We start from the raw sequence: 23,284 nt of genomic DNA, 5'->3' as shown, positions 1-23,284 counted from the left end.
GCTCAATTCCTTTCGCAAGTTCGCAAGGTTCATATCAGACCGCTACCAGCACGACGGCGCCGATTACCAGCACGGCACCAGCAGCCATCGAGGCGGCATACCAACGCAGTTGACCGGTCTCGGTACGGCTCAGGGCGGTGTGACCGCCTTTGGCCATGCGCGGTATCAGACCGATGGTCTGGTCGAGCGGGTCTTTGCGCAGGATGTGGCTGATCGCCAGGTATGGCTTGACGAACAGTTTGTCGTAGATCCAGTCGAAGCCCCAGGCAGCGAACCACCAGGCGGACAGGAAACGGCCGATGCCGCTGTTGGCGATGGCGGTCACGAAGCGACGCTTGCCGAGGAACAGCAGCGCGGACAGCAGGATACCGGCCAGGGCGATGGCGCCCGAGGCAATTTCCAGGCTGTGCTTGGCTTCGCCACCGGCGTGGCCGACGCTTTGCGGCAGTACACCGTGCAGCGGCGGAACGATCATCGCGCCGACGAAGGTCGACAGCACGATCAGCACCGACAGTGGCAACCAGTGAGCGATGCCGTGACCGGCATGGGCTTCGGTCTTCGCTTCACCGTGGAACGCGATGAAGATCAGGCGGAAGGTGTACAGCGAGGTCATGAACGCGCCGACCAGACCTGCGTAGAGCAGACCCTGGTTGCCGCTGGCGAACGCTTCCCAGAGGATTTCGTCCTTGGAGTAGAAGCCCGCGGTGACCAGTGGCAGGGCCGCCAGGGCCGCGCCGCCAACGATGAAGCTGGCGTAGGCCAGAGGCAGTTTCTTCCACAGGCCGCCCATCTTGAAGATGTCCTGCTCGTGGTGGCAGGCAACGATCACCGCACCGGAAGCAAGGAACAGCAGGGCCTTGAAGAAGGCGTGGGTCATCAGGTGGAAGATCGCGCCGTCCCAGGCACCAACGCCCAGGGCCAGGAACATGTAGCCGATCTGGCTCATGGTCGAGTAGGCGAGGATTCGCTTGATGTCGGTCTGCACCAGCGCGGCAAAACCGGCCAGCACCAGGGTCACGCCACCGACGATGCCCACAAGGTGCAGGATTTCCGGCGCCAGGGTGAACAGACCGTGGGTACGGGCGATCAGGTAGACACCTGCAGTTACCATCGTTGCCGCGTGGATCAGTGCCGAAACCGGAGTCGGGCCGGCCATCGCATCCGCCAGCCAGGTTTGCAGCGGCAGTTGCGCGGATTTACCGACAGCGCCGCCCAGCAGCATCAGGGTGGCCATGACCATCCAGAAGTCGCCGGCCTGGAATTTCTGCGGTGCCAGCACCAGCAGTTCCTGGACGTTCAGCGTGCCCAGTTGAGCGAACAGGATGAACAGGCCGATGGCCATGAACACGTCGCCGATACGGGTCACGATGAAGGCTTTGAGTGCGGCGTTACCGTTGTTGCGGTTGCTGTAGTAGAAACCGATCAACAGGTACGAGCACAGGCCCACGCCTTCCCAGCCGAAGTACAGGAACAACAGGTTATCGCCCAGCACCAGGAACAGCATGCTGGCGATAAACAGGTTGGTGTAGGCGAAGAAGCGCGAGTAACCGGCTTCACCGCGCATGTACCAGGACGCGAACAGGTGGATCAGGAAGCCTACGCCGACTACGACACCGAGCATGGTCAGGGACAGACCATCCAGGTACAGCGCGAAGTTCGGCGTGAAGCCTTCCACCGCCATCCACTGCCACAACACCTGGGTGTAGTGGCCGCCTTCCGGTGGTGCGACGTTGAACTGCCAGATCACGTAAGCCGTGACGATGGCCGACAAGCCGACGGAACCGACGCCGATCAGCGCCGAGAGGTTTTCCGAGAGGCGTCCACGGGAGAACGACAGCAGCAGGAAACCAATGAGAGGGAATACGAAAGTCAGATAGAGAAGATTCATCCGCGCATCTCGCTGGCAGCGTCGATATCGAGAGTGTGGAAGCGGCGGTACAGCTGCAACAGAATCGCCAGGCCGATACTGGCCTCGGCGGCTGCCAGGCTGATCACCAGGATGAACATGATCTGTCCATCCGGCTGCGCCCAGCGGCTACCGGCAACGATGAACGCCAACGCGGAGGCATTCATCATGACCTCCAGGCTCATCAGCACGAAAAGAATGTTGCGGCGGACCATCAGGCCGACCAGACCGAGGCAGAACAGGATGCCGGCGACCGCCAGACCATGCTCCATAGGGATAGCAGGCATCGTCATTGCTCCTTGGCTTCGTTGCGGCCCAAGTGGAACGCCGTCACGGCTGCGGCGAGCAGCAGCATCGAGGCGAGTTCGACCACCAGCAGGTAAGGACCGAACAGGCTGATGCCCACGGCCTTGGCGTCTACGGTGGTGTGGCCGATGGCCTGGCCGGTCTGGTCGGAGAACAGCACATACAGCAGTTCAACCAGCAGCAGCGCGGCGAGGGCGACCGGGCCGCCCCAGATACCGGGCTTGAGCCAGACACGCTCCTGCTGAACCGAGGCCGGGCCCAGGTTCAGCATCATCACCACGAACACGAACAGCACCATGATGGCGCCAGCGTAGGCGATCACTTCCAGCACACCGGCGAACGGCGCGCCGAGGGCGAAAAACGTCATTGCCACGGCGATCAGCGAAATGATCAGGTAGAGCAGGGCGTGCACAGGGTTGGTGTTGGTGATCACGCGAAGCGTGGACACAACAGCGATACCCGATGCGAAATAGAAAGCGAATTCCATCTTTCTTCCTTAAGGCAGCAAGCTCTTCACGTTGATCGGTTCGGCTTCATTCTGCGCGGAGCCCTTCGGCTTACCGGCAATCGCCATACCTGCAACACGATAGAAGTTGTAATCAGGGTTTTTGCCGGGGCCGGAGATCAGCAGATCTTCTTTCTCGTAAACCAGGTCCTGACGTTTGAACTCGGCCATCTCGAAATCCGGTGTCAGCTGGATCGCGGTGGTCGGGCAGGCTTCCTCGCAGAGGCCGCAGAAAATGCAGCGCGAGAAGTTGATGCGGAAGAAGTCCGGGTACCAGCGACCGTCTTCGGTTTCAGCTTTCTGCAGCGAGATGCAACCGACCGGGCAAGCCACGGCGCACAGGTTGCAGGCTACGCAACGCTCTTCGCCGTCGGGGTCGCGGGTCAGGACGATACGGCCACGGTAGCGAGGCGGCAGGTAGACCGGTTCTTCCGGGTACTGCAGCGTGTCGCGCTTGCGGAAGGCGTGGCCGAAAATCATCACCAGGCTGCGAAGCTGGGTGTAGAAGCCATGCACGATGTCAAATATGTACTTCATGATTCTCTATCCTCACTGAGCCGCGACGGCGGGCGTGTTGAGCAACACGATCGCAGCGGTCACCAGCATGTTGACGAGGGTCAGCGGCAGGCAGAACTTCCAGCTGAAATCCATCACCTGGTCATACCGTGGGCGCGGAATCGAAGCGCGCAACAGGATGAACATCATGATGAAGAACCCGGTTTTCAGTGCGAACCAGATGAACGGGATCTGCGGCAGAATGCCGAACGGACCGTGCCAGCCACCGAAGAACAAGGTCACCAGCAGCGCCGAAATCAGCACGATACCGATGTACTCGCCGACGAAGAACATGCCCCATTTCATGCCGGCGTATTCAATGTGGTAACCGTCGGCCAGTTCCTGTTCCGCTTCCGGCTGGTCGAACGGGTGACGGTGAGTCACGGCCACGCCAGCAATGAAGAAGGTCAGGAAACCGAAGATCTGCGGAATGATGAACCACAGGTTCTGGGCCTGGTATTCAACGATGTCGCGCATGTTGAACGAGCCGACCTGGATCACGATGCCCATCAGCGACAGGCCCATGAACACTTCGTACGACACGGTTTGTGCCGAGGCCCGCAAGCTGCCCAGCAGGGCGAACTTGTTGTTGCTCGACCAGCCGGCGAACAGCACCGCGTAGACCGACAGACCGGCCATGGCAAAGAAGAACAGGATGCCGATGTTGATATCCGCCACGCCCCAGGTCGGGGTGATCGGGATGATCACGAAGGCAATCAGCAGGGCGCTCATGGCCACTACCGGTGCCAGGGTGAAGATCATCTTGTCGGCGAACGGCGGGGTCCAGTCTTCCTTGAAGAACATCTTGATCATGTCGGCGGCGATCTGGAACGCACCGAACGGACCGACGCGGTTCGGACCGTAACGGTCCTGCCAGAGGGCGAGCAGGCGACGCTCGACCCAGCTGAGCAGGGCGCCGCAGACCACCACGGCGAGCAGAATCACCACGGCCTTGAGGACCGCGATGATGATGTCGATCACTTCAGGAGTGAACAAGGTCATTGCGCTGCCTCCTGCAGACCGTCAACGGATTGGCCAAAGATGGCTGGTGGAATGCCGGCGATGCCCGCAGGCAATGCCACCAGGCCGGCGCCCAGCTCTTCATTGATACGCAGTGGCAGGCGCAGGGTCTGGCCAGCCACGTTCAAGCTCAGCATGGCGCCGTCGTTGACACCCAGGCGGTCGGCTTCGGACTTGGCCAGGGCCACGTAGGCGGCCGGAATGCGTTCCTGGACCGGAGCGGCTTTCGAAGAGTTTTCTTCGCTGCCGAACAGGTGGAAGAACGGCACGGCCTGCCAGGTACCAGGAGCCGGGTTGAACGCACGCGGAACACTGGCGAACCAGTTCAGCGAGTCACCGGTGCTTTCGATCAGGCGGGTGCCCGGGTCGCCGGCACGGATGTGACCACCGACTTCGTCCTGGAACTTGTTCCAGGCTTGCGGCGAGTTCCAGCCCGGAGACCAGGCGAAAGGCACTTGTTGACGCGGTTCGGCCGAACCCGAGTAACCTTCCATCGAGAAGGCGAACGCGGTGTCCTTGTCCTGCGGGGTACGCGGTTCATGCACGTTGATGTCGGCGCGCATGGCGGTACGACCGGAGTAACGCAGCGGTTCACGGGCCAGTTTCATGCCCTTGATGCGGAACGCGGCGGACGGTGCGGCATCGACGATGCGGTTCAGTTGCGGCGTGCTTGCCGCCACGGCAGCGGTGGCGTGGTCCAGCTGGGTCCAGTCGATCGGCTGGTTCAGCAGGGTCGCGCGCAGGGCATGCAGCCAGCGCCAGCCTTCGTGAACCAGGATGCTGGCGTCCATGTACTTCGGATCGAACACCTGGAAGAAGCGTTGGGCGCGGCCTTCCTGGCTGACCAGGGTACCGTCGCCTTCGGCGAAGCTGGCGGCTGGCAGAACCAGGTGCGCGCGATCGCTGGTGGCGGTCTTCTGGTGGTCAGCCACGATCACCACTTTCGCGGCGGTCAGGGCAGCATCCACACGGGCTTTGTCGGTACGGGTGTACAGATCGTTTTCCAGCACGACGATGGCGTCGGCCTTGCCATCGATCACCGCTTGCAGCGCAGCGTCGACCGATTCGCCACCGAGCATGGCCAGGCCGAGGCTGTTGGCTTCCGGCACGATCAGGCTGATGGAACCGTTCTTCTCGCGCAGCTTCAAGGCCTTGGCGATGTTCGCGGCGGCTTCGATCAAGGCTTTGGAGCCCAGGGACGTACCGGCGATGATCAGTGGGCGCTTGGCCGCGAGCAGGGCGTCGGCAATGCGCTTGGCCAGCTCAAGGGCTTCGGCATCCAGGCCTTCAACGGCTGGAGCGCTGGCGTCGAGGGCGTGAGCCACGGCGAAACCGATACGGGCCAGGTCGTCTGGAGCGGCGTGAACGCATTCTTCGGCGATGTCGTCGAGCTTGGTTTCAGCCAGGCTGGCGATAAACAGCGGGTTCAGCGCGTGCTGACCGATGTTCTTCACCGCGGCGTCGAGCCAGGGCTGGACGCGCATGGCGTCGGCCATGTCTTCAGCTTTGCCTTTGACCGACTGACGCAGGGCCAAGGCCATACGGGCTGCGGTCTGGGTCAGGTCTTCGCCGAGGACGAACACGGCGTCGTGGTCTTCGATGTCGCGCATGTTCGGCACTGGCAGCGGGCTGTCTTTGAGCACTTGCAGCACCAGACGGATGCGCTCCAGCTCGGACGCTTCGATACCAGAGTAGAAGTGCTCGGCGCCGACCAGTTCGCGCAACGCGTAGTTGCTTTCGAGGCTGGCGCGTGGCGAACCGATACCGACGATGTTGCGGCCGCGCAACAGATCGGCGGCTTTATCCAGCGCTTCGTCGAGGGTCAGCTTGGCGCCGTTGGCCAGCAAAGGCTGACGTGGACGGTCCTTGCGGTTGACGTAGCCATAGCCGAAACGGCCACGGTCGCACAGGAAGTACTGGTTTACCGAACCGTTGAAACGGTTTTCGATACGACGCAGCTCACCGTAACGCTCGCCCGGGGAAATGTTGCAACCGCTGGAGCAGCCATGGCAGATGCTCGGCGAGAACTGCATGTCCCATTTACGGTTGTAGCGCTCGGAGTGGGTCTTGTCGGTGAACACACCGGTCGGGCAGACCTCGGTGAGGTTGCCGGAGAACTCGCTTTCCAGCACGCCGTCTTCAACGCGACCGAAGTACACGTTGTCGTGGGCGCCGAACACGCCCAGGTCGGTGCCGCCGGCGTAATCCTTATAGAAGCGCACGCAGCGGTAGCAAGCGATGCAGCGGTTCATCTCGTGGGAAATGAACGGCCCCAGTTGCTGGTTCTGGTGGGTGCGCTTGGTGAAGCGGTAACGGCGCTCGTTGTGGCCGGTCATTACCGTCATGTCTTGCAGGTGGCAGTGACCGCCTTCTTCACAGACCGGGCAGTCGTGAGGGTGGTTGGTCATCAGCCATTCGACGACGCTGGCGCGAAATACTTTCGCTTCTTCGTCGTCGATGGAGATCCAGCTGCCGTCGGTGGCGGGGGTCATGCAGGACATGACGATCCGACCACGCTTGTCGTTCTCGTCGGTGTACTGCTTGACCGCGCACTGGCGACAAGCGCCAACGCTGCCAAGGGCGGGGTGCCAGCAGAAATAAGGGATATCGAGGCCTAGCGACAGACATGCCTGTAACAGGTTGTCTGCCCCATCGACTTCGAGCTCTTTGCCGTCTACGTGGATAGTGGCCATGGTTCAAAGTTCTTCGTTGGCCCGGTGTCAGCGGGCGTGGCTAATGGAATCTTGTTATCCGCGCGAATCAATACAGCCGTTAAAGGCGTCATCGCACGAAAAGCGAAGGGCACGGACCCTTCGCCTTTTTTAAGCGTTTACGCGCCGACTACGATCGGCCTTGCCAGAGGCGGGACGACGGCGCTGGTGGGCGCGATGCCGGCTTCGAACTCATGGCGGAAGTATTTGATGGCGCTGCCCAATGGCTCCACGGCACCCGGTGCGTGAGCACAGAAGGTCTTGCCTGGACCGAGGAAGCCGACCAGACCCAGCAGGGTCTCGATATCGCCGGCTTGCCCTTCACCGTTCTCGATCGCACGCAAGAGCTTCACGCTCCACGGCAGACCGTCACGGCACGGGGTGCAGAAACCGCATGACTCACGGGCGAAGAACTCTTCCATGTTGCGCAGCAGGGACACCATGTTGACGCTGTCGTCCACCGCCATGGCCAGGCCGGTACCCATGCGGGTGCCCACCTTGGCGATGCCGCCGGCGTACATTTGTGCATCCAGGTGTTCCGGCAACAGGAAACCGGTACCGGCGCCGCCGGGTTGCCAGGCCTTGAGCTGGTAACCGTCGCGCATGCCGCCGGCGTAGTCTTCGAACAGCTCGCGACCGGTGACGCCAAATGGCAGTTCCCACAGGCCCGGGTTCTTGACCTTGCCGGAGAAGCCCATGAGCTTGGTGCCCATGTCTTCACTGCCTTCGCGAGCCAGCGATTTGTACCAGTCCACGCCGTCGGCGATGATCGCCGGGACGTTGCACAGGGTTTCGACGTTGTTCACGCAGGTCGGCTTGCCCCATACGCCAACGGCGGCAGGGAAGGGCGGCTTGGAGCGCGGGTTGGCGCGGCGGCCTTCAAGGGAGTTGATCAGTGCGGTTTCTTCACCGCAGATGTAACGCCCGGCGCCGGTGTGGACGAACAGCTCGAAATCAAAACCGCTGCCCAGGATGTTCTTGCCCAGCAGGCCCGCTGCCTTGGCTTCTTCCACGGCACGGTTCAAGTGCTTGGCGGCGGTGGTGTACTCGCCACGCAGGAAGATGTAGCCACGGTAGGTTTTCAGTGCGCGGGCACTGATCAGCATGCCTTCAATCAGCAGATGGGGCAGTTGCTCCATCAGCATGCGGTCTTTCCAGGTGTTGGGCTCCATTTCATCCGCGTTGCACAGCAGGTAGCGGATGTTGATGGATTCGTCTTTCGGCATCAGGCCCCACTTCACGCCAGTGGGGAAGCCTGCACCGCCGCGGCCCTTGAGGCCGGAGTCTTTCACGGTCTGGACGATGTCGTCCTGAGCCATGTCGGCGAAGGCCTTGCGCGCAGCGGCGTAACCGTTCTTGGCCTGGTATTCGTCGAGCCATACGGCTTCGCCGTCGTCACGCAGACGCCAGGTGAGCGGGTGAGTTTCGGCCGAACGCTTGATGCGGTTGGCAGGACCGAAGGAAGTCAGGGTCATACGTAGCCCTCGAGCAATTTGGCAACGCCTGCTGGCTGCACATCACCGAACGTGTCGTCGTCGATCATCAACGCCGGCGCCTTGTCGCAGTTACCGAGGCAGCAGACCGGCAGCAGGGTGAAACGACCGTCGGCGGTGGTCTGACCCAGGCCGATGCCCAGCTTGCTCTGGATTTCGCTGACCACCGACTCGTGGCCGCCGATGTAGCAGACCATGCTGTCGCAGACGCGAATGATGTGGCGGCCGACCGGTTGACGGAAGATCTGACTATAGAACGTCGCCACGCCTTCAACGTCGCTGGCCGGAATGCCGAGGATTTCGCCGATGGCGTACAGGGCGCCATCCGGCACCCAGCCACGTTCCTTCTGGACGATCTTCAGGGCTTCGATCGACGCCGCGCGCGGGTCTTCGTAGTGATGCAGCTCGTGCTCGATGGCCGAGCGCTCGGTTTCACTCAGGGTGAAACGGTCTGTCTGGATAAGCGTGCTGTTCATGCTTAGCGGTCCACGTCGGCCATAACGAAATCGATACTACCCAGGTACGCGATCAAGTCCGCGACCATGCTGCCTTTGATCACCGAAGGGATCTGCTGCAGGTGCGGGAAGCTTGGGGTACGAATCCGGGTGCGGTAGCTCATTGTGCCGCCATCGCTCGTCAGGTAATAACTGTTGATGCCCTTGGTCGCTTCGATCATCTGGAAGGATTCGTTGGCCGGCATGACCGGGCCCCACGAAACTTGCAGGAAGTGCGTGATCAAGGTTTCGATGTGCTGCAGCGTGCGCTCTTTCGGCGGCGGCGTGGTCAGCGGGTGATCCGCCTTGTACGGGCCTTCCGGCATGTTGCGCAGGCACTGGTCGATGATCTTGATGCTCTGGCGCATCTCCTCGACACGCACGATGCAACGGTCGTAGGCATCGCCATTGGCCGCCAGCGGTACTTCGAACTCGAAGTTTTCGTAGCCCGAGTACGGACGCGCTTTACGCAGGTCGAAGTCGCAACCGGTGGAACGCAGACCGGCACCGGTGACACCCCATTCCAGGGCTTGCTTGGTGTTGTAGTCGGCGACGCCGATGGTCCGGCCACGCAGGATGCTGTTGTCCAGGGCGGCTTTCTGGTATTCGTCCAGACGCTTGGGCATCCACTCGACGAAGTCCTTGACCAGTTTTTCCCAGCCGCGCGGCAGGTCATGGGCGACGCCACCAATGCGGTACCAGGCCGGGTGCAGGCGGAAACCGGTGATGGCTTCGATCACGGTGTAGGCGCGCTGACGGTCGGTAAAGGTGAAGAACACCGGGGTCATGGCGCCGACGTCCTGGATGTAGGTACCCAGGAACAGCAGGTGACTGGTGATCCGGAAGAACTCGGCCATCATGATGCGGATGACGTCGACCTTCTCCGGCACCTTGATGCCGGCCAGCTTCTCGACCGAGAGCACGTACGGCAGGTTGTTCATCACGCCGCCGAGGTAGTCGATACGGTCGGTGTACGGAATGAAGCTGTGCCAGGACTGACGCTCGGCCATCTTCTCGGCACCACGGTGGTGGTAGCCGATGTCCGGTACGCAGTCGACGATTTCTTCACCGTCCAGCTGCAGGATGATGCGGAACGCACCGTGCGCCGAAGGGTGGTTGGGACCCAGGTTGAGGAACATGTAGTCCTCGTTCGGACCGGAACGTTTCATGCCCCAGTCTTCAGGCTTGAAGCGCGCGGCTTCTTCCTCGAGCTGTTGCTTGGCCAGGGTCAGGCTGAACGGATCGAACTCGGTGGCACGGGCCGGGAAGTCCTTGCGCAGCGGGTGACCTTCCCAGGTCGGCGGCATCATGATGCGCGACAGGTGCGGGTGGCCTTTGAAGTCGATGCCGTACATGTCCCAGACTTCACGCTCGTACCAGTTGGCGTTCGGCCAGATGCTGGTGACGCTCGGCAAGCTGAGGTCGCTTTCGGACAAGGCGACCTTGATCATTACGTCACTATTACGTTCGATCGACATCAAGTGATAGAACACGGAGAAGTCGACGCCGTTCGGCAGCCCTTGACGCTTGGTGCGCAGGCGCTCGTCCACGCCGTGCAGGTCATAGAGCATGACGTACGGCTTGGGCAGGTTGCGCAGGAAAGTCAGGACTTCGACGAGTTTGGCGCGGGCAACCCAAAGCACCGGCATGCCGGTGCGGGTAGGCTGGGCGGTGAACGCCTCGGGGCCAAAACGGTTGTTCAGTTCGACGACCACATCCTGGTCGTCTGCCTTATAAGGCGGGATGTACAGAGCACTGCCTGTAGTCATGGTTATTTATCGCTTTCGGTCAACGTAAAGAATGAAGCCAGTTTTTCGTTTCTTTGAAACAGCAGAACTGGATCAGACTTCGTCGGGGCTGCGCAGGTTGGTTACCTGAATACGCTGTTCGCGGCGCTTTTCCTTTTCGGAAGGCATCTCGGCGCGATAAACGCCTTGATCGCCAACGACCCAGGAAAGTGGGCGACGCTCCTGGCCAATCGACTCCTGCAACAGCATCAGGCCTTGCAGGAAAGCTTCAGGGCGGGGCGGGCAGCCAGGCACGTAGACGTCCACGGGCAGGAACTTGTCCACCCCTTGAACGACAGAGTAGATGTCGTACATGCCACCGGAGTTGGCGCACGAACCCATGGAGATAACCCATTTCGGTTCGAGCATTTGCTCGTAGAGACGCTGAATGATCGGCGCCATCTTGATGAAGCAGGTACCGGCGATAACCATGAAATCCGCCTGACGCGGCGATGCCCGGATAACCTCGGCGCCAAAGCGCGCGATGTCGTGGGGCGCCGTGAAGGCGGTGGTCATTTCCACATAGCAGCACGAAAGGCCGAAGTTATACGGCCACAGGGAGTTCTTGCGCCCCCAGTTGATCGTGCCGTTAAGCACGTCTTCGAGCTTGCCCATGAAAATGTTTTTGTGGACTTGATCTTCTAACGGATCGGAAACGGTTTCCCGTTCGCCAATCGGATACTGCTCGTTAGGAGCATCGGGGTCGATCCTGGTGAGATTGTATTGCATTGCCAAAGCCTCATTGTTTCAGCTTCGCTTGCCGCTTGCGCCGAGCTTCCGGAGCCCAGTCAAGGGCGCCCACTCGGAATAGGTAGACAAGGCCTGCCAACAGAATTGCTATGAAAACGAGAGCTTCGACGAATCCGGTCCAGCCGCTTTCGCGGACGGACACAGACCATGCAAAGAGAAAAAGGGCTTCGATATCGAAGATCACGAAGAGCATCGCGACCAGATAGAATTTGGCTGAGAGCCGCAAGCGGGCGCCACCTGTAGGTAGCATGCCGGACTCGAACGGTTCGTTTTTGCTGCGACCCCAGGCTTTTGACCCAAGGAGGCTGGAGACACCGAGCATGAAGGCACAGAGGCCGACAACGCCCAGAAGGAAAATGGCAAAGCCCCAGTTGTGGGCCATGAGTCCTGTCGCTTCGGGCATGCTGGTAATCCTTAACAGAGAGCAAGGGTCTCTGAGCTTGAAAAGAAACAAAGCAGTGACGATATGTCGCAGCAATCAATCCCGCTGATTTTATGGCTAAACACCCTGCAAGTAAAATTCCTATAGCGAAATTATTTATAGGAATAAGGACATAGCGAGCCCTCAAAGCCCTGTAGCCCTTGCGTTGCGGGCATTAGCCGGCATTTCGTCAAATATGTTTTGTAGGGAATGTAACGAACATAGTTGTGGCTAAATGATAATCAATATTGTTTGGGTTGGTTTTTAAACTCTTTACCCTGCAGGGAGTTGGGAAGTTGTCTTATATGCGCGTTACTGCAAGTAGCGTGCGGGGCTGTTTTACCTGATTTTCCTGATCTCGATAGCGCTCTGGATCAATGTGTGGGTTCAACACCACAACCCCTTGTGGGGGCTCTGAATCGTGGGCAAAAAAACGCCCCGAACCAGTCGGGGCGTCAGATGTGCAGCGCTGCGGTTAGCTTTCTATACGGTCCGCAACGGCCGTTGACTCAGGTGAAGCAGATCAGTGGAACTGTTCTTCTTCAGTCGAACCGGTCAGCGCGGTCACCGAAGACGAGCCACCCTGGATCACGGTGGTCATGTCGTCGAAGTAGCCGGTGCCCACTTCCTGCTGGTGAGCCACGAAGGTGTAACCCTTGGCGGCGTCGGCGAATTCCTGCTCTTGCAGCTTCACGTAGGCAGTCATGTCGTTGCGGGCATAGTCGTGCGCCAGGTTGAACATGCTGTGCCACATGTTGTGAATGCCGGCCAGGGTGATGAATTGGTGCTTGTAGCCCATGGCGGACAGTTCGCGCTGGAACTTGGCGATGGTCGCGTCGTCCAGGTTTTTCTTCCAGTTGAAGGAAGGCGAGCAGTTGTACGACAGCAGTTGGTCCGGGTATTCCTTTTTGATCGCTTCGGCGAAGCGACGGGCTTCTTCCAGATCCGGCTTGGCGGTTTCACACCAGATCAGGTCGGCGTACGGCGCGTAGGCCAGGCCGCGAGCGATAGCCTGGTCCAGGCCTGCGCGCACTTTGTAGAAGCCTTCCTGTGTACGTTCGCCAGTCACGAATGGCTGGTCGTACGGGTCGCAGTCGGACGTCAGCAGGTCAGCCGCGTTGGCGTCGGTACGGGCCAGGATGATGGTCGGCGTACCGGCAACGTCAGCCGCCAGACGGGCAGCGGTCAGCTTCTGTACGGCTTCCTGGGTCGGAACCAGTACCTTGCCGCCCATGTGGCCGCATTTCTTCACGGAAGCCAGTTGGTCTTCGAAGTGAACGCCGGCGGCACCTGCTTCGATCATGCTCTTCATCAGCTCGTAGGCGTTCAGTACGCCGCCGAAACCGGCTTCAGCGTCGGCCACGATAGGCGCGAAGTAGTCAATGTAGCCTTCGTCGCCCGGGTTCTTGCCGGCTTTCCACTGGATCTGGTCGGCACGACGGAACGAGTTGTTGATGCGCTTGACCACGGTTGGAACCGAGTCAACCGGGTACAGCGACTGGTCCGGGTACATCGATTCGGCGGAGTTGTTGTCCGCAGCCACTTGCCAGCCCGACAGGTAGATCGCCTGGATACCGGCCTTGACTTGTTGCACAGCCTGGCCGCCGGTCAGGGCGCCCATGCAGTTGACGAAATCTTTCTCAGGACGGAAGGCTGGCTTGGCACCCTGGGTAACCAGGTTCCACAGCTTCTCGGCGCCCATTTTTGCAAAGGTGTGCTCAGGTTGAACCGAGCCACGCAGACGGACGACGTCAGCAGCGGAGTAAGTGCGTGTCACGCCTTTCCAGCGCGGGTTTTCAGCCCAGTCTTTTTCGAGGGCTGCAATTTGCTGTTCGCGTGTCAGTGCCATGGAGATAAACCTCGTCGCGTCTTGTATGAAAAGTTGTTCTGCGGTGGAAAATTCCTGTTTGCCAGATACGCATCCTGAAAATGGCGTAGATGGCTGCTCGCTGACCAGAAGCTTAGGCGGTCAAGTCGGATTCGGCGGGGGAGGCGACGGGATGAACGATGGGCTCGAGGGGGAAGTGAGCAGGTAAAGGCGAACTGCGGGCGCATTCGGGCGTCGTGGGCCTTGGTACGAACATCAGTGTGGTGCCGGGTTACCTAATAACGCTTCCGTCCCTCGGGACAACTTCGTTCCAGTCGACAACCTCGTCAAACACACCTTGTGGGCGGTACAGACACGAAGCGGTTCGCGGGGTAGGTGCGAACATCGCCTCGAAGGCCCTTGCCAGGGCCTCTGATTAGCGGGAGCGAGGCCATCATGCCTTCGCTTTTTTGGCTCGTCAAACGTTTTGTAGTGCTTTTTTTCAGGCACTACATCTTTGGTCTAATACGACTTGCCGGTCAGTTTTCGGTGGTTCAGTCCAAGGTGTCGACTTTCACCCGCAGGGTCATGTCATTGCGGCTTTGGGTCGAGTAGCTGCGGGCCAGGCCCTGTTTGTCGGCCTGTGTCTGGCCATTTACCCCGGCCAGCAGGATCCATTCGCCCAGGCGGCCGGTGACGGTTGTGTCGGTACTTTGTACGTTCACTACATCGGGGCGTTCCTGGCTCATGCGGTCACGGTTTGTACTGATCGACAGGTGAACGATCTCGCCGGTGACATTGGCGGTGACGTAAAAACCCTGGGTGATGTTGCGGTATTCGGTCTGGCTGCGCAGGTCGCCGTAGGAGTCGCTCTGGGTGCTGGTCAGCGGTACGCTCTGGCCGACCTGGATCAGTGCCGGCATGCCATCGGTGGCCTGGATTTGCTGGACGCCGCCGTCACGGCTGTCGGTGCTGCGGTTGATGATGCGGGTCTGGTTCGGCTTGGCGCCGTTCACTGAATAACCCTGATCGCCCTGGACGTTGTTTTCGTTGGTGTCGACGGTAATCAGCAGGCGTTTGGGTGCGGTATCGAGCTGGCCTAAAAGCGCCTTAAGTTCGTCGATCTTGCGCTGATCGGCGTTGACGATGAGCTGATTGCCGTAGGCGCTGACCTGGCCGTCCTTGCCGATGAAATCCTGCGCCACCGGCAGCAGATCGGCGCTGGTGTGGTAGTTCAGTGGCACGATCTCGGTGGCTGCCATGACCGAAAAACTGCAGGTTACCAACAGTGTGGTGAGCAGGGTGCGTAGGGACATATCCGTTATCTCCGCCAACTTCAAAGTGTTGATATTGCCAGTTTGTCGGCCTGGGGTGGGGCAAGTTGAATCCTGGACAGCAAAACGCCCCGGCATTCGAAAATGACGGGGCGTTTTTGGGTGTCTTCAGGGCCTTTGTGGCGAGGGAGCAAGGTCCCTCGCCACAAGGTCTCAAGCCGACTCGCGCACCATGTCCACATGCGGAATGCCTGCTTCCAGGAACTCCTCGCTGACCATGTGAAAACCCAGGCGCTCATAGAATGCCGTGGCCTGTACCTGGGCGCTGAGCATCTGTTGCTTCAGCCCGCGCTTCTCGGCTTCACCGATCACCGCCTGCATCAGTGCGTCGCCGACTTTCAGTCCGCGCCAGTCCTTGAGTACCGATACCCGGCCGACATGACCGTCGGGCAGCAAGCGTGCGGTGCCAATCGGAAAGTCGCCTTCCAGAGCCAGGAAATGCACGGCAGTCAGGTCGTCGGCATCCCATTCCAGTTCAGGTGGAACGGACTGCTCGGCGACGAACACCGCTTCACGAATGCGCCGGATCTCGGCGTTGTCCTTCTGCCAGTCTGCGACACGTACGTGAATCTTATTCATCGGCAAACCCCAGGCTTCCTTGCTTGACCAGTTCGCAGAGCAGGCCGCGACCGTCTTCGTCGCTCAGCCATTGGCCGAGGTTGTCGACGTGCAGGGCATCGGCGGCGCAGATCATTTTCAGCAGCTCGCGCAGTTTGCCGGGCAGGTAACGGCTCTGGCCGCTGGCGAACAGCAGCAGGTCGTCATCGACTTCCGACCAGGCCAGGCGGGCGCTCGGGTTGCGGATCAGCACCGCGCCTTGCTCCAGTGCGCCGAGTACGTCGTCTTCGGCGAGATCTTCAGGGCCGACCACCAATTCCGGATAGCGCGGCTCGGTCATGAACTGGCCGAACCAGGTCAGCAGCAGGCGCTCGTCGCTCATGTGCTCGGCCAGCAGGCTTTTCAGGCGGTCGAGGGCGTCGTGCTGGATCTGGTGCGGGTCGGCCGCAGGCAGTGCATCGGCGTCGGTGTAGCGCTCTTCGTCAGGCAGGAACTGGCTGAGGAAGTCGGTGAAGTGGGTCAGCACTTCAGCGGCGCTCGGTGCGCGGAAACCCACGGAGTAGGTCAGGCAGTCGTCGACGGCCACGCCACAGTGGGCCAGGCGCGGCGGCAGGTACAGCATGTCGCCCGGTTCCAGGACCCATTCGTCGGTGGCTTCGAAGTCGGCAAGGATGCGCAGGTCCGCATGTTGCAGCAGCGGGCTTTCGGAGTCGCACATCTGGCCGATTTTCCAGTTGCGCTTGCCGTGGCCTTGCAGCAGGAACACGTCGTAGTTGTCGAAGTGCGGACCGACACTGCCACCGGGGGCGGCGAAGCTGATCATCACGTCGTCGATGCGCCAGCTCGGCAGGAAGCGGAAGTGCTCCAGCAGCTCGCTGACTTCCGGTACGAACTGGTCAACGGCTTGAACCAGAAGGGTCCATTCGCGTTCCGGCAGTTTGCTGAATTCGTCTTCGGCAAACGGGCCGCGACGCAATTCCCACGGACGCTCGCCGTTCTCGATGATCAGGCGCGATTCGACTTCTTCTTCCAGCGCCAGGCCGGCCAGTTCGTCGGCGTCGATCGGGCTTTCGAAGTCAGGAATCGCCTGACGGATCAGCAGCGGTTTTTTCTGCCAGTAGTCGCGCAGGAATTCCCGTGCCGTGATGCCGCCCAGAAGTTGAAGAGGAATGTCAGGATTCATGTGTAACCTATTGAAAAAAAGCACTTTTCAGACGGGAATAAAAACGCCCGGCGCTGCCGGGCGTCTCAAAAGGGTCCAGCGGTCGATCAGATGCGTTTGGCTTGTGCCACAGCGTTGCCGATGTAGTTCGCCGGGGTGAGCAATTTCAGCTCGGCCTTGGCGGCGGCTGGCATGTCCAGGCCGTCGATGAAAGTCTGCAGCGCTTCAGGGCTGATGCCCTTGCCGCGAGTCAATTCTTTCAGCTTCTCGTACGGGTTTTCGATGTTGTAGCGACGCATCACGGTCTGGATCGGCTCGGCCAGGACTTCCCAGCAGGCATCCAGATCGGCAGCGATTTTGTCTGCGTTCAGCTCGAGTTTGCTGATGCCTTTAAGGCTTGCTTCGTACGCGATCACGCTGTGGGCGAAGCCGACACCGAGGTTGCGCAGTACGGTGGAGTCGGTCAGGTCGCGCTGCCAGCGGGAGATCGGCAGTTTGCTCGCCAGGTGCTGGAACAGTGCGTTGGCGATGCCCAGGTTGCCTTCGGAGTTTTCGAAGTCGATCGGGTTGACCTTGTGCGGCATGGTCGACGAACCGATTTCGCCAGCGATGGTGCGCTGTTTGAAATAGCCCAGGGAGATGTAGCCCCAGATGTCGCGGTCGAAGTCGATCAGGATGGTGTTGAAGCGGGCGATCGCGTCGAACAGCTCGGCAATGTAATCGTGCGGTTCGATCTGCGTGGTGTACGGGTTGAAGCCCAGGCCCAGCTCGTCTTCGATGAAGGCACGGGCATTGGCTTCCCAGTCGATCTCAGGGTAGGCCGACAGGTGTGCGTTGTAGTTGCCGACAGCGCCGTTGATCTTGCCCAGCAGCGGAACGGCGGCGACTTGAGCGATCTGGCGCTCCAGGCGGTAAACCACGTTCGCCAGCTCTTTGCCCAGGGTGGTCGGCGAAGCCGGTTGACCGTGGGTGCGCGACAGCATCGGCACGTCGGCAAAGCGGATGGCCAGTTCGCGAATGGCTTCGGCGGTCTGGCGCATCAGCGGCAGCATCACGTCATCACGGCCTTCGCGCAGCATCAGGGCGTGGGACAGGTTGTTGATGTCCTCGCTGGTGCAGGCAAAGTGGATGAATTCGCTGACCTTGGCCAGTTCCGGCAGCTTGGCCGCTTGCTCTTTGAGCAAGTACTCGATGGCCTTGACGTCGTGGTTGGTGGTGCGCTCGATCTCTTTGACGCGCTCGGCGTGTTCCAGGGAGAAGTTTTCCGCCAGGGCATTCAACACCGCGTTGGCTTCGGCGGAGAACGCCGGCACTTCGCTGATGGCAGGGTGAGCGGCCAGGCGCTGGAGCCAGCGCACTTCAACCAGAACGCGGGCACGGATCAGGCCGTACTCGCTGAAAATTGGGCGCAGGGCCTGGGTTTTGCCGGCGTAGCGGCCGTCAACAGGGGAAACCGCAGTGAGCGAAGAGAGCTGCATGGGGTGTTCTCGGACAGTCGGGCAACGAAATGGGGCGCGTATCATACATGAAAAAAATCCGCGGGTCCGTTGCCAACTGACCAGCGTATTACGCGTTACTGACTACAAAACGGTGTTGTTGATGCGCTTCAGCTGCTGCGCATCAGTGGGTAAAGCTCTTTGAGCAATTTGCGGCGACTGACCACCAGTTGCCAGCGATGACCGCCCAATTGCCGCCACAGGCGTGCCGAACGAATACCGGCCAGCAACAGGGCGCGGATTTTCGAGGCGTTGCTCGGTTGCTGCAGGTTGCGCATGTCACCATGGACCTGGATGCGCTGGCGCAGGGTGCTCAGGGTGTCCTGGTACAGCGCGCCGCACGCGGCGATTACGTTTTCGTGAGCCGGGCCGAAGTGTTCGACCTGGGACTGGATCTGCGGCAGGCGTTTGCCGATCACGTCCAGCATGTCGTTGCGCTTGGCCAGCTGACGCTCAAGGCCGAGCATGGCCAGCGCATAGCGCAACGGTTCGCGCTGCAGGGCGCTCGGGTCGCGTTCCAGGGCGCCGATCAAGGCGCGATAGCCTTCGCGCAGATTGATGTCGTCGCCGCCGTAGACTTCCAGGGTGTCCTTGGGGTCGCGGATCAACAGGCTGCCGAGCATGCAGGTCAGGCCGGCCTCGTTGGTCTGGCCGGTCTTGGCGATCTTGTCCACCAGCACCGCGGCGAGAAACACGCCGCCCAGCGCCGTCAGTTGCTCCTGAGTCGGGCTCATTGTTGCTGGCCTTTGCTTGTCCAGGGTTCGGCGACTTCGATCACGCCGCCGCCGAGGCAGATTTCACCCTCGTAGAACACCACGGACTGACCCGGAGTGACCGCACGTTGTGGGTCATCGAAGGTCGCGCGGTAGCCGCTGGCGGTCTTTTCCAGGGTGCAGGGCTGGTCGCTCTGGCGATAGCGGACCTTGGCGGTCAGCTTGCGCGGCTGGCTCAGGTCGATCGGGTTGACCCAATAGATGTCGGAAGCGAGCAGGGCGCGGGAGAACAGCCACGGGTGGTCATTGCCCTGGCCAACGATCAGCTCGTTGTGTTCCAGGTCTTTGATCAGCACGTACCACGGTTCTTCGCCGGCGTCCTTCAGGCCGCCGATACCGAGGCCCTGGCGCTGGCCGATGGTGTGGTACATCAAGCCGTGGTGACGGCCGATGACTTCGCCTTCGGTGGTTTTGATTTCGCCCGGTTGCGCCGGCAGGTATTGCTTGAGGAAATCGCTGAAGCGGCGCTCGCCGATGAAGCAGATCCCGGTGGAATCCTTTTTCTTCGCGGTCGCCAGTTCGTATTTTTCGGCAATCGCACGGACCTGGGGTTTTTCCAGCTCGCCGACCGGGAACAGGGTCTTGGCGATCTGTTCGCCGCCGACCGCGTGCAGGAAGTAGCTCTGGTCCTTGTTCGGATCCAGGCCTTTGAGCAATTCGGTGCGGCCGTCGATGTCGCGGCGACGCACGTAGTGACCGGTGGCGATCAGGTCGGCGCCGAGCATCATGGCGTAGTCGAGGAACGCCTTGAACTTGATCTCGCGATTGCACAGGATGTCCGGGTTCGGCGTGCGACCGGCCTTGTATTCGGCCAGGAAGTGCTCGAACACGTTGTCCCAGTACTCGGCGGCGAAGTTGGCGGTGTGCAGCTTGATGCCAATCTTGTCGCACACGGCCTGGGCGTCCGCCAGGTCATCCATGGCGGTGCAGTATTCCGTTCCATCGTCTTCTTCCCAGTTCTTCATGAACAGGCCTTCCACCTCATAGCCCTGCTCGATCAGCAGGAGAGCGGAAACGGAAGAGTCCACGCCGCCGGACATACCGACAATGACGCGCTTCTTTTGTGTGTCAGAAGGGGCTGGATCACGCATAGGGATTCAATGAGTGTCTTGAAAAAGGACGCGATTCTAACAGGCTCAGGCCTGCAAGGCTAAAGAGAAGGACGGATCAGTTCGAGACCGAAGTGTTTACCGTCCAGATAGTCGTCAATGCAGCGGATGATCAGCTCGCTGCGCCAGTGCTCGCGCTGCTCGATCAATTCCTCGCGGGTCAGCCACTTGGCGCCGACGATGCCGTCGTCCAGTTGATAGTCGGGGTGGTGTTTCAGCGGTTTGGCGATGAAGCACACCCGTTGGTAGGTTACGCCGTTGCTCGGCGCGGTATAGAGATAAATGCCCAGTACCCCGGTCGGTTCGACGTCCCAGCCGGTTTCCTCGAGGGTTTCGCGTACGGCGGCTTCGGTGAGGGTTTCGTCCGGATCCAGGTGGCCGGCGGGCTGGTTGAGCACCGTTCGTCCGTGCTTTAGCTCTTCGACCATCAGGAAGCGGCCGTTGTCTTCGACGATGGTGGCGACGGTGATGTGGGGTTGCCAGTCCATGGGGTTTCCTCGGTTCTGATTGTTGAAACACGGTCCCACAAGGATTTGTGCCAATCAATAAGTACTCAAAACACAAACCCCGGCACATGGCCGGGGTTCGTGATGCTTCTTTACAGCCTTACACCAGTGCAGCAATCGCCGCGTTGAGCGTGGCGCTCGGACGCATGGCCTTGCTGATCAGCTCGGCATCGGCGTGGTAGTAACCACCGATGTCCACTGGCTTGCCCTGAACGGCGTTGAGTTCGGCAACGATGGTTGCTTCGTTCTCGGTCAGGGTCTTGGCCAGGGTCGCGAACTGCGCTTGCAGTGCAGTGTCTTCGGACTGGGCGGCCAGGGCTTGGGCCCAGTACAGCGCCAGGTAGAAGTGGCTGCCGCGGTTGTCGATGTTGCCGACTTTACGCGATGGCGACTTGTTGTTGTCCAGGAACTGGCCGGTGGCCTGGTCCAGGGTCTTGGCCAGAACCAGCGCCTTAGGGTTGTCGTAAGTCACACCCAGGTGCTCAAGGGAAGCGGCCAGGGCCAGGAACTCGCCCAGGGAATCCCAGCGCAGGAAGTTCTCTTCCAGCAGTTGCTGCACGTGCTTGGGTGCCGAACCGCCAGCGCCGGTTTCGAACAGGCCACCGCCGTTCATCAGCGGCACGATCGACAGCATCTTGGCGCTGGTGCCCAGTTCCATGATCGGGAACAGGTCGGTCAGGTAATCGCGCAGTACGTTACCGGTCACCGAGATGGTGTCCTTGCCTTCGCGGGTGCGCTGCAGGGTGAACTTCATCGCGTCGACTGGCGACATGATGCGGATGTCCAGGCCGGAGGTGTCGTGATCCTTCAGGTAGGCCTGAACTTTCTCGATCACCACGCCATCGTGGGCGCGCATCGGGTCCAGCCAGAAAATGGCTGGCGTGGCGCTTGCGCGGGCACGGTTGACGGCCAGTTTGACCCAGTCCTGGATCGGCGCGTCTTTGGTCTGGCACATGCGGAAGATGTCGCCGGCTTCAACCGACTGTTCCAGCAGCAGGGTGCCGTTGGTGTCGGTTACGCGAACCACACCGTTGGTCTTGATCTGGAAGGTCTTGTCGTGGGAGCCGTACTCTTCGGCTTTCTTCGCCATCAGGCCAACGTTCGGCACGCTGCCCATGGTGGTTGGATCGAAGGCGCCATTTGCCTTGCAGTCTTCGATCACTGCCTGGTAGATGGTGGCGTAGCAGCGATCCGGGATCACCGCCTTGGTGTCGTGCAGCTGGCCGTCGGTGCCCCACATCTTGCCGGAGTCACGGATCATTGCCGGCATCGAGGCGTCGACGATGACGTCGCTCGGCACGTGCAGGTTGGTGATGCCCTTGTCGGAGTTGACCATCGCCAGCGACGGACGAACGGCGTAGACCGCCTGGATGTCGGCTTCGATCTGCGCTTGCTGCTCGGCCGGGAGGGCCTTGATGCGAGCGTACAGGTCGCCGATGCCGTTGTTCAGGTTGAAGCCGATTTGCGCCAGCACATCAGCGTGCTTGGCCAGTGCGTCTTTATAGAACTCGGCAACGATCTGGCCGAACATGATCGGGTCGGAGACCTTCATCATGGTGGCTTTGAGGTGAACCGACAGCAGTACGCCTTGTTGCTTGGCGCTTTCGATTTCAGCGGCGATGAAGCTGCGCAGGGCATTTTTGCTCATCACGGCGCAGTCGAGGATCTCGCCAGCCTGAACGCTGGTCTTTTCTTTCAGGACGGTGGTGGTGCCGTCTTGAGCGATCAGTTCGATTTTGACCGCGCCGGCGGCGTCGATCAGGGCGGCTTTTTCGCTGCCGTAGAAATCACCGCTGCTCATGTGCGCGACGTGGGACTTGGAGTCCGCGGCCCAGGCGCCCATTTTGTGCGGGTGCTTGCGTGCGTAGTTCTTGACCGACAACGGAGCGCGACGGTCGGAGTTGCCTTCGCGCAGAACCGGGTTCACGGCGCTGCCCTTGACCTTGTCGTAACGGGCCTTGGCTTCTTTGTCGGCGTCGCTGGTCACGGTTTCCGGGTAGTCCGGCAGTGCGTAGCCTTGGGCTTGCAGTTCTTTGATCGCGGCTTGCAGCTGCGGAACCGAGGCGCTGATGTTCGGCAGCTTGATGATGTTGGCTTCAGGCGTAACGGCCAGGTCGCCCAGTTCGGCGAGGTGGTCGGCTACGGCTTTGTCGCCCAGTTGCTCGGGGAAGCTGGCCAGGATGCGCCCTGCAAGAGAGATATCGCGGGTTTCCACGGCGATATCAGCCGAGGCGGTGAAGGCCTCTACGATAGGCAACAGTGAATAGGTGGCGAGGGCGGGAGCTTCGTCGGTGAAGGTATAGATGATCTTCGAGCGGGTGGGCATATTCGGATTAACTCTCTCTTCTTTGCTAAAGCGTGCGCAGAAACTCGAGGGGCGCCGGGTAAGCGCGTTCGTTCAAAGTCATCCATGAGCCGAATGTCGAGATTTCTTCGCGGTGATGTTGGGTGCATCAGTAGAGCGTCAAGCAGTCGGGTTGCGGTAACAGCCCGGCTTTGGGCGGAAAGTCTCGGCTACGTTTTGGGTAGCAAGGAGAGGTCGGCCGTTGTGACCCTATGGTCAGCGGGCGGCATTATACATAGGTAGCTGG

Annotated in this window: 20 protein-coding genes; all 20 read right to left on the bottom strand. The window is 60.5% G+C overall.

All coding sequences use genetic code 11. The features are described 5' to 3' along the window. Positions 1-34 precede the first annotated feature (34 nt). The 20 genes from nuoL to FFS64_RS13125 all read right to left on the bottom strand — a co-directional run bounded on the left by nuoL (position 35) and on the right by FFS64_RS13125 (position 23,019). Positions 35-1,888 carry an NADH-quinone oxidoreductase subunit L gene (gene nuoL, locus FFS64_RS13220; protein WP_095192721.1) on the bottom strand — a complete coding sequence of 618 codons (1,854 nt, stop codon included), beginning with the start codon at positions 1,886-1,888 and terminating at the stop codon, positions 35-37. Then, a complete protein-coding gene (gene nuoK / locus FFS64_RS13215; protein WP_007946416.1) occupies positions 1,885-2,193 on the bottom strand; it encodes an NADH-quinone oxidoreductase subunit NuoK in 309 nt (102 codons plus the stop codon). Before nuoK ends, nuoL begins: the two co-directional genes overlap by 4 nt. A 2-nt stretch (positions 2,194-2,195) precedes the next feature. Further along, positions 2,196-2,699: an NADH-quinone oxidoreductase subunit J gene (gene nuoJ, locus FFS64_RS13210; RefSeq protein WP_095192720.1), complete on the bottom strand. Its 504-nt coding sequence runs from the start codon at positions 2,697-2,699 to the stop codon at positions 2,196-2,198. A gap of 9 nt (positions 2,700-2,708) precedes the next feature. Then, positions 2,709-3,254, bottom strand: coding sequence for an NADH-quinone oxidoreductase subunit NuoI (nuoI, locus tag FFS64_RS13205; protein ID WP_007970449.1), 546 nt, complete (start codon positions 3,252-3,254; stop codon positions 2,709-2,711). A gap of 12 nt (positions 3,255-3,266) precedes the next feature. Further along, positions 3,267-4,274: an NADH-quinone oxidoreductase subunit NuoH gene (gene nuoH / locus FFS64_RS13200; protein ID WP_095192719.1), complete on the bottom strand. Its 1,008-nt coding sequence runs from the start codon at positions 4,272-4,274 to the stop codon at positions 3,267-3,269. Continuing rightward, positions 4,271-6,985, bottom strand: coding sequence for an NADH-quinone oxidoreductase subunit NuoG (gene nuoG / locus FFS64_RS13195; protein ID WP_137805757.1), 2,715 nt, complete (start codon positions 6,983-6,985; stop codon positions 4,271-4,273). The genes nuoH and nuoG overlap by 4 nt, the downstream gene beginning before the upstream one ends. 137 nt (positions 6,986-7,122) lie before the next feature. Next, positions 7,123-8,478 (bottom strand): NADH-quinone oxidoreductase subunit NuoF, encoded by a 1,356-nt coding sequence (gene nuoF / locus FFS64_RS13190; protein ID WP_137805756.1) that lies wholly within the window; start codon positions 8,476-8,478, stop codon positions 7,123-7,125. Beyond that, the gene (gene nuoE, locus FFS64_RS13185) at positions 8,475-8,972 is read right to left on the bottom strand and encodes an NADH-quinone oxidoreductase subunit NuoE (protein ID WP_008020715.1); all 498 of its coding nucleotides are present in this window, start codon (positions 8,970-8,972) and stop codon (positions 8,475-8,477) included. Before nuoE ends, nuoF begins: the two co-directional genes overlap by 4 nt. A gap of 2 nt (positions 8,973-8,974) precedes the next feature. Then, positions 8,975-10,759 carry an NADH-quinone oxidoreductase subunit C/D gene (nuoC, locus tag FFS64_RS13180; protein WP_095192716.1) on the bottom strand — a complete coding sequence of 595 codons (1,785 nt, stop codon included), beginning with the start codon at positions 10,757-10,759 and terminating at the stop codon, positions 8,975-8,977. Between the two features lie 72 nt (positions 10,760-10,831). After that, complete coding sequence (locus tag FFS64_RS13175) at positions 10,832-11,506, bottom strand: NADH-quinone oxidoreductase subunit B family protein (RefSeq protein ID WP_047527662.1); 675 nt, start codon at positions 11,504-11,506, stop codon at positions 10,832-10,834. A 10-nt stretch (positions 11,507-11,516) separates the two neighbouring features. Next, complete coding sequence (locus tag FFS64_RS13170; protein ID WP_003223812.1) at positions 11,517-11,930, bottom strand: NADH-quinone oxidoreductase subunit A; 414 nt, start codon at positions 11,928-11,930, stop codon at positions 11,517-11,519. Positions 11,931-12,471: 541 nt separating this feature from the next. Further along, positions 12,472-13,797 carry an isocitrate lyase gene (gene aceA, locus FFS64_RS13165; RefSeq protein ID WP_020799541.1) on the bottom strand — a complete coding sequence of 442 codons (1,326 nt, stop codon included), beginning with the start codon at positions 13,795-13,797 and terminating at the stop codon, positions 12,472-12,474. A 512-nt stretch (positions 13,798-14,309) separates the two neighbouring features. Next, positions 14,310-15,071 carry a secretin N-terminal domain-containing protein gene (locus FFS64_RS13160; RefSeq protein WP_137805755.1) on the bottom strand — a complete coding sequence of 254 codons (762 nt, stop codon included), beginning with the start codon at positions 15,069-15,071 and terminating at the stop codon, positions 14,310-14,312. A 171-nt stretch (positions 15,072-15,242) separates the two neighbouring features. After that, positions 15,243-15,668 (bottom strand): GNAT family N-acetyltransferase, encoded by a 426-nt coding sequence (locus FFS64_RS13155; protein WP_137805754.1) that lies wholly within the window; start codon positions 15,666-15,668, stop codon positions 15,243-15,245. Continuing rightward, on the bottom strand, positions 15,661-16,830 hold the full coding sequence (locus FFS64_RS13150; protein WP_137805753.1) for a cupin domain-containing protein: 1,170 nt from the start codon (positions 16,828-16,830) through the stop codon (positions 15,661-15,663). The genes FFS64_RS13155 and FFS64_RS13150 overlap by 8 nt, the downstream gene beginning before the upstream one ends. 86 nt (positions 16,831-16,916) lie before the next feature. After that, complete coding sequence (purB, locus tag FFS64_RS13145; protein ID WP_095192711.1) at positions 16,917-18,287, bottom strand: adenylosuccinate lyase; 1,371 nt, start codon at positions 18,285-18,287, stop codon at positions 16,917-16,919. Between the two features lie 128 nt (positions 18,288-18,415). After that, positions 18,416-19,039, bottom strand: a complete 624-nt coding sequence (gene hflD / locus FFS64_RS13140) for a high frequency lysogenization protein HflD (protein WP_137805752.1) — start codon at positions 19,037-19,039, stop codon at positions 18,416-18,418. Further along, positions 19,036-20,169, bottom strand: a complete 1,134-nt coding sequence (gene mnmA / locus FFS64_RS13135) for a tRNA 2-thiouridine(34) synthase MnmA (protein WP_137805751.1) — start codon at positions 20,167-20,169, stop codon at positions 19,036-19,038. The genes hflD and mnmA overlap by 4 nt, the downstream gene beginning before the upstream one ends. A gap of 59 nt (positions 20,170-20,228) precedes the next feature. Continuing rightward, the gene (locus tag FFS64_RS13130; RefSeq protein WP_137805750.1) at positions 20,229-20,675 is read right to left on the bottom strand and encodes an NUDIX hydrolase; all 447 of its coding nucleotides are present in this window, start codon (positions 20,673-20,675) and stop codon (positions 20,229-20,231) included. 118 nt (positions 20,676-20,793) lie between these two features. Continuing rightward, positions 20,794-23,019 (bottom strand): NADP-dependent isocitrate dehydrogenase, encoded by a 2,226-nt coding sequence (locus tag FFS64_RS13125; RefSeq protein WP_137805749.1) that lies wholly within the window; start codon positions 23,017-23,019, stop codon positions 20,794-20,796. Positions 23,020-23,284: the final 265 nt, after the last annotated feature.

Source organism: Pseudomonas sp. G(2018) (genome assembly GCF_005502415.1).
Taxonomy (GTDB): domain Bacteria; phylum Pseudomonadota; class Gammaproteobacteria; order Pseudomonadales; family Pseudomonadaceae; genus Aquipseudomonas.
The sequence above is the reverse complement of the archived record's forward strand: the minus strand, read 5'-3'. Positions and strand labels throughout refer to the sequence as shown.

What these genes read in the sequence shown, in the direction of transcription:
- nuoL (WP_095192721.1), bottom strand. Translation starts at nt 1,888, where the DNA reads ATGAATCTTCTCTATCTGACTTTCGTATTCCCTCTCATTGGTTTCCTG.
- nuoK (WP_007946416.1), bottom strand. Translation starts at nt 2,193, where the DNA reads ATGCCTGCTATCCCTATGGAGCATGGTCTGGCGGTCGCCGGCATCCTG.
- nuoJ (WP_095192720.1), bottom strand. Translation starts at nt 2,699, where the DNA reads ATGGAATTCGCTTTCTATTTCGCATCGGGTATCGCTGTTGTGTCCACG.
- nuoI (WP_007970449.1), bottom strand. Translation starts at nt 3,254, where the DNA reads ATGAAGTACATATTTGACATCGTGCATGGCTTCTACACCCAGCTTCGC.
- nuoH (WP_095192719.1), bottom strand. Translation starts at nt 4,274, where the DNA reads ATGACCTTGTTCACTCCTGAAGTGATCGACATCATCATCGCGGTCCTC.
- nuoG (WP_137805757.1), bottom strand. Translation starts at nt 6,985, where the DNA reads ATGGCCACTATCCACGTAGACGGCAAAGAGCTCGAAGTCGATGGGGCA.
- nuoF (WP_137805756.1), bottom strand. Translation starts at nt 8,478, where the DNA reads ATGACCCTGACTTCCTTCGGTCCTGCCAACCGCATCAAGCGTTCGGCC.
- nuoE (WP_008020715.1), bottom strand. Translation starts at nt 8,972, where the DNA reads ATGAACAGCACGCTTATCCAGACAGACCGTTTCACCCTGAGTGAAACC.
- nuoC (WP_095192716.1), bottom strand. Translation starts at nt 10,759, where the DNA reads ATGACTACAGGCAGTGCTCTGTACATCCCGCCTTATAAGGCAGACGAC.
- FFS64_RS13175 (WP_047527662.1), bottom strand. Translation starts at nt 11,506, where the DNA reads ATGCAATACAATCTCACCAGGATCGACCCCGATGCTCCTAACGAGCAG.
- FFS64_RS13170 (WP_003223812.1), bottom strand. Translation starts at nt 11,930, where the DNA reads ATGCCCGAAGCGACAGGACTCATGGCCCACAACTGGGGCTTTGCCATT.
- aceA (WP_020799541.1), bottom strand. Translation starts at nt 13,797, where the DNA reads ATGGCACTGACACGCGAACAGCAAATTGCAGCCCTCGAAAAAGACTGG.
- FFS64_RS13160 (WP_137805755.1), bottom strand. Translation starts at nt 15,071, where the DNA reads ATGTCCCTACGCACCCTGCTCACCACACTGTTGGTAACCTGCAGTTTT.
- FFS64_RS13155 (WP_137805754.1), bottom strand. Translation starts at nt 15,668, where the DNA reads ATGAATAAGATTCACGTACGTGTCGCAGACTGGCAGAAGGACAACGCC.
- FFS64_RS13150 (WP_137805753.1), bottom strand. Translation starts at nt 16,830, where the DNA reads ATGAATCCTGACATTCCTCTTCAACTTCTGGGCGGCATCACGGCACGG.
- purB (WP_095192711.1), bottom strand. Translation starts at nt 18,287, where the DNA reads ATGCAGCTCTCTTCGCTCACTGCGGTTTCCCCTGTTGACGGCCGCTAC.
- hflD (WP_137805752.1), bottom strand. Translation starts at nt 19,039, where the DNA reads ATGAGCCCGACTCAGGAGCAACTGACGGCGCTGGGCGGCGTGTTTCTC.
- mnmA (WP_137805751.1), bottom strand. Translation starts at nt 20,169, where the DNA reads ATGCGTGATCCAGCCCCTTCTGACACACAAAAGAAGCGCGTCATTGTC.
- FFS64_RS13130 (WP_137805750.1), bottom strand. Translation starts at nt 20,675, where the DNA reads ATGGACTGGCAACCCCACATCACCGTCGCCACCATCGTCGAAGACAAC.
- FFS64_RS13125 (WP_137805749.1), bottom strand. Translation starts at nt 23,019, where the DNA reads ATGCCCACCCGCTCGAAGATCATCTATACCTTCACCGACGAAGCTCCC.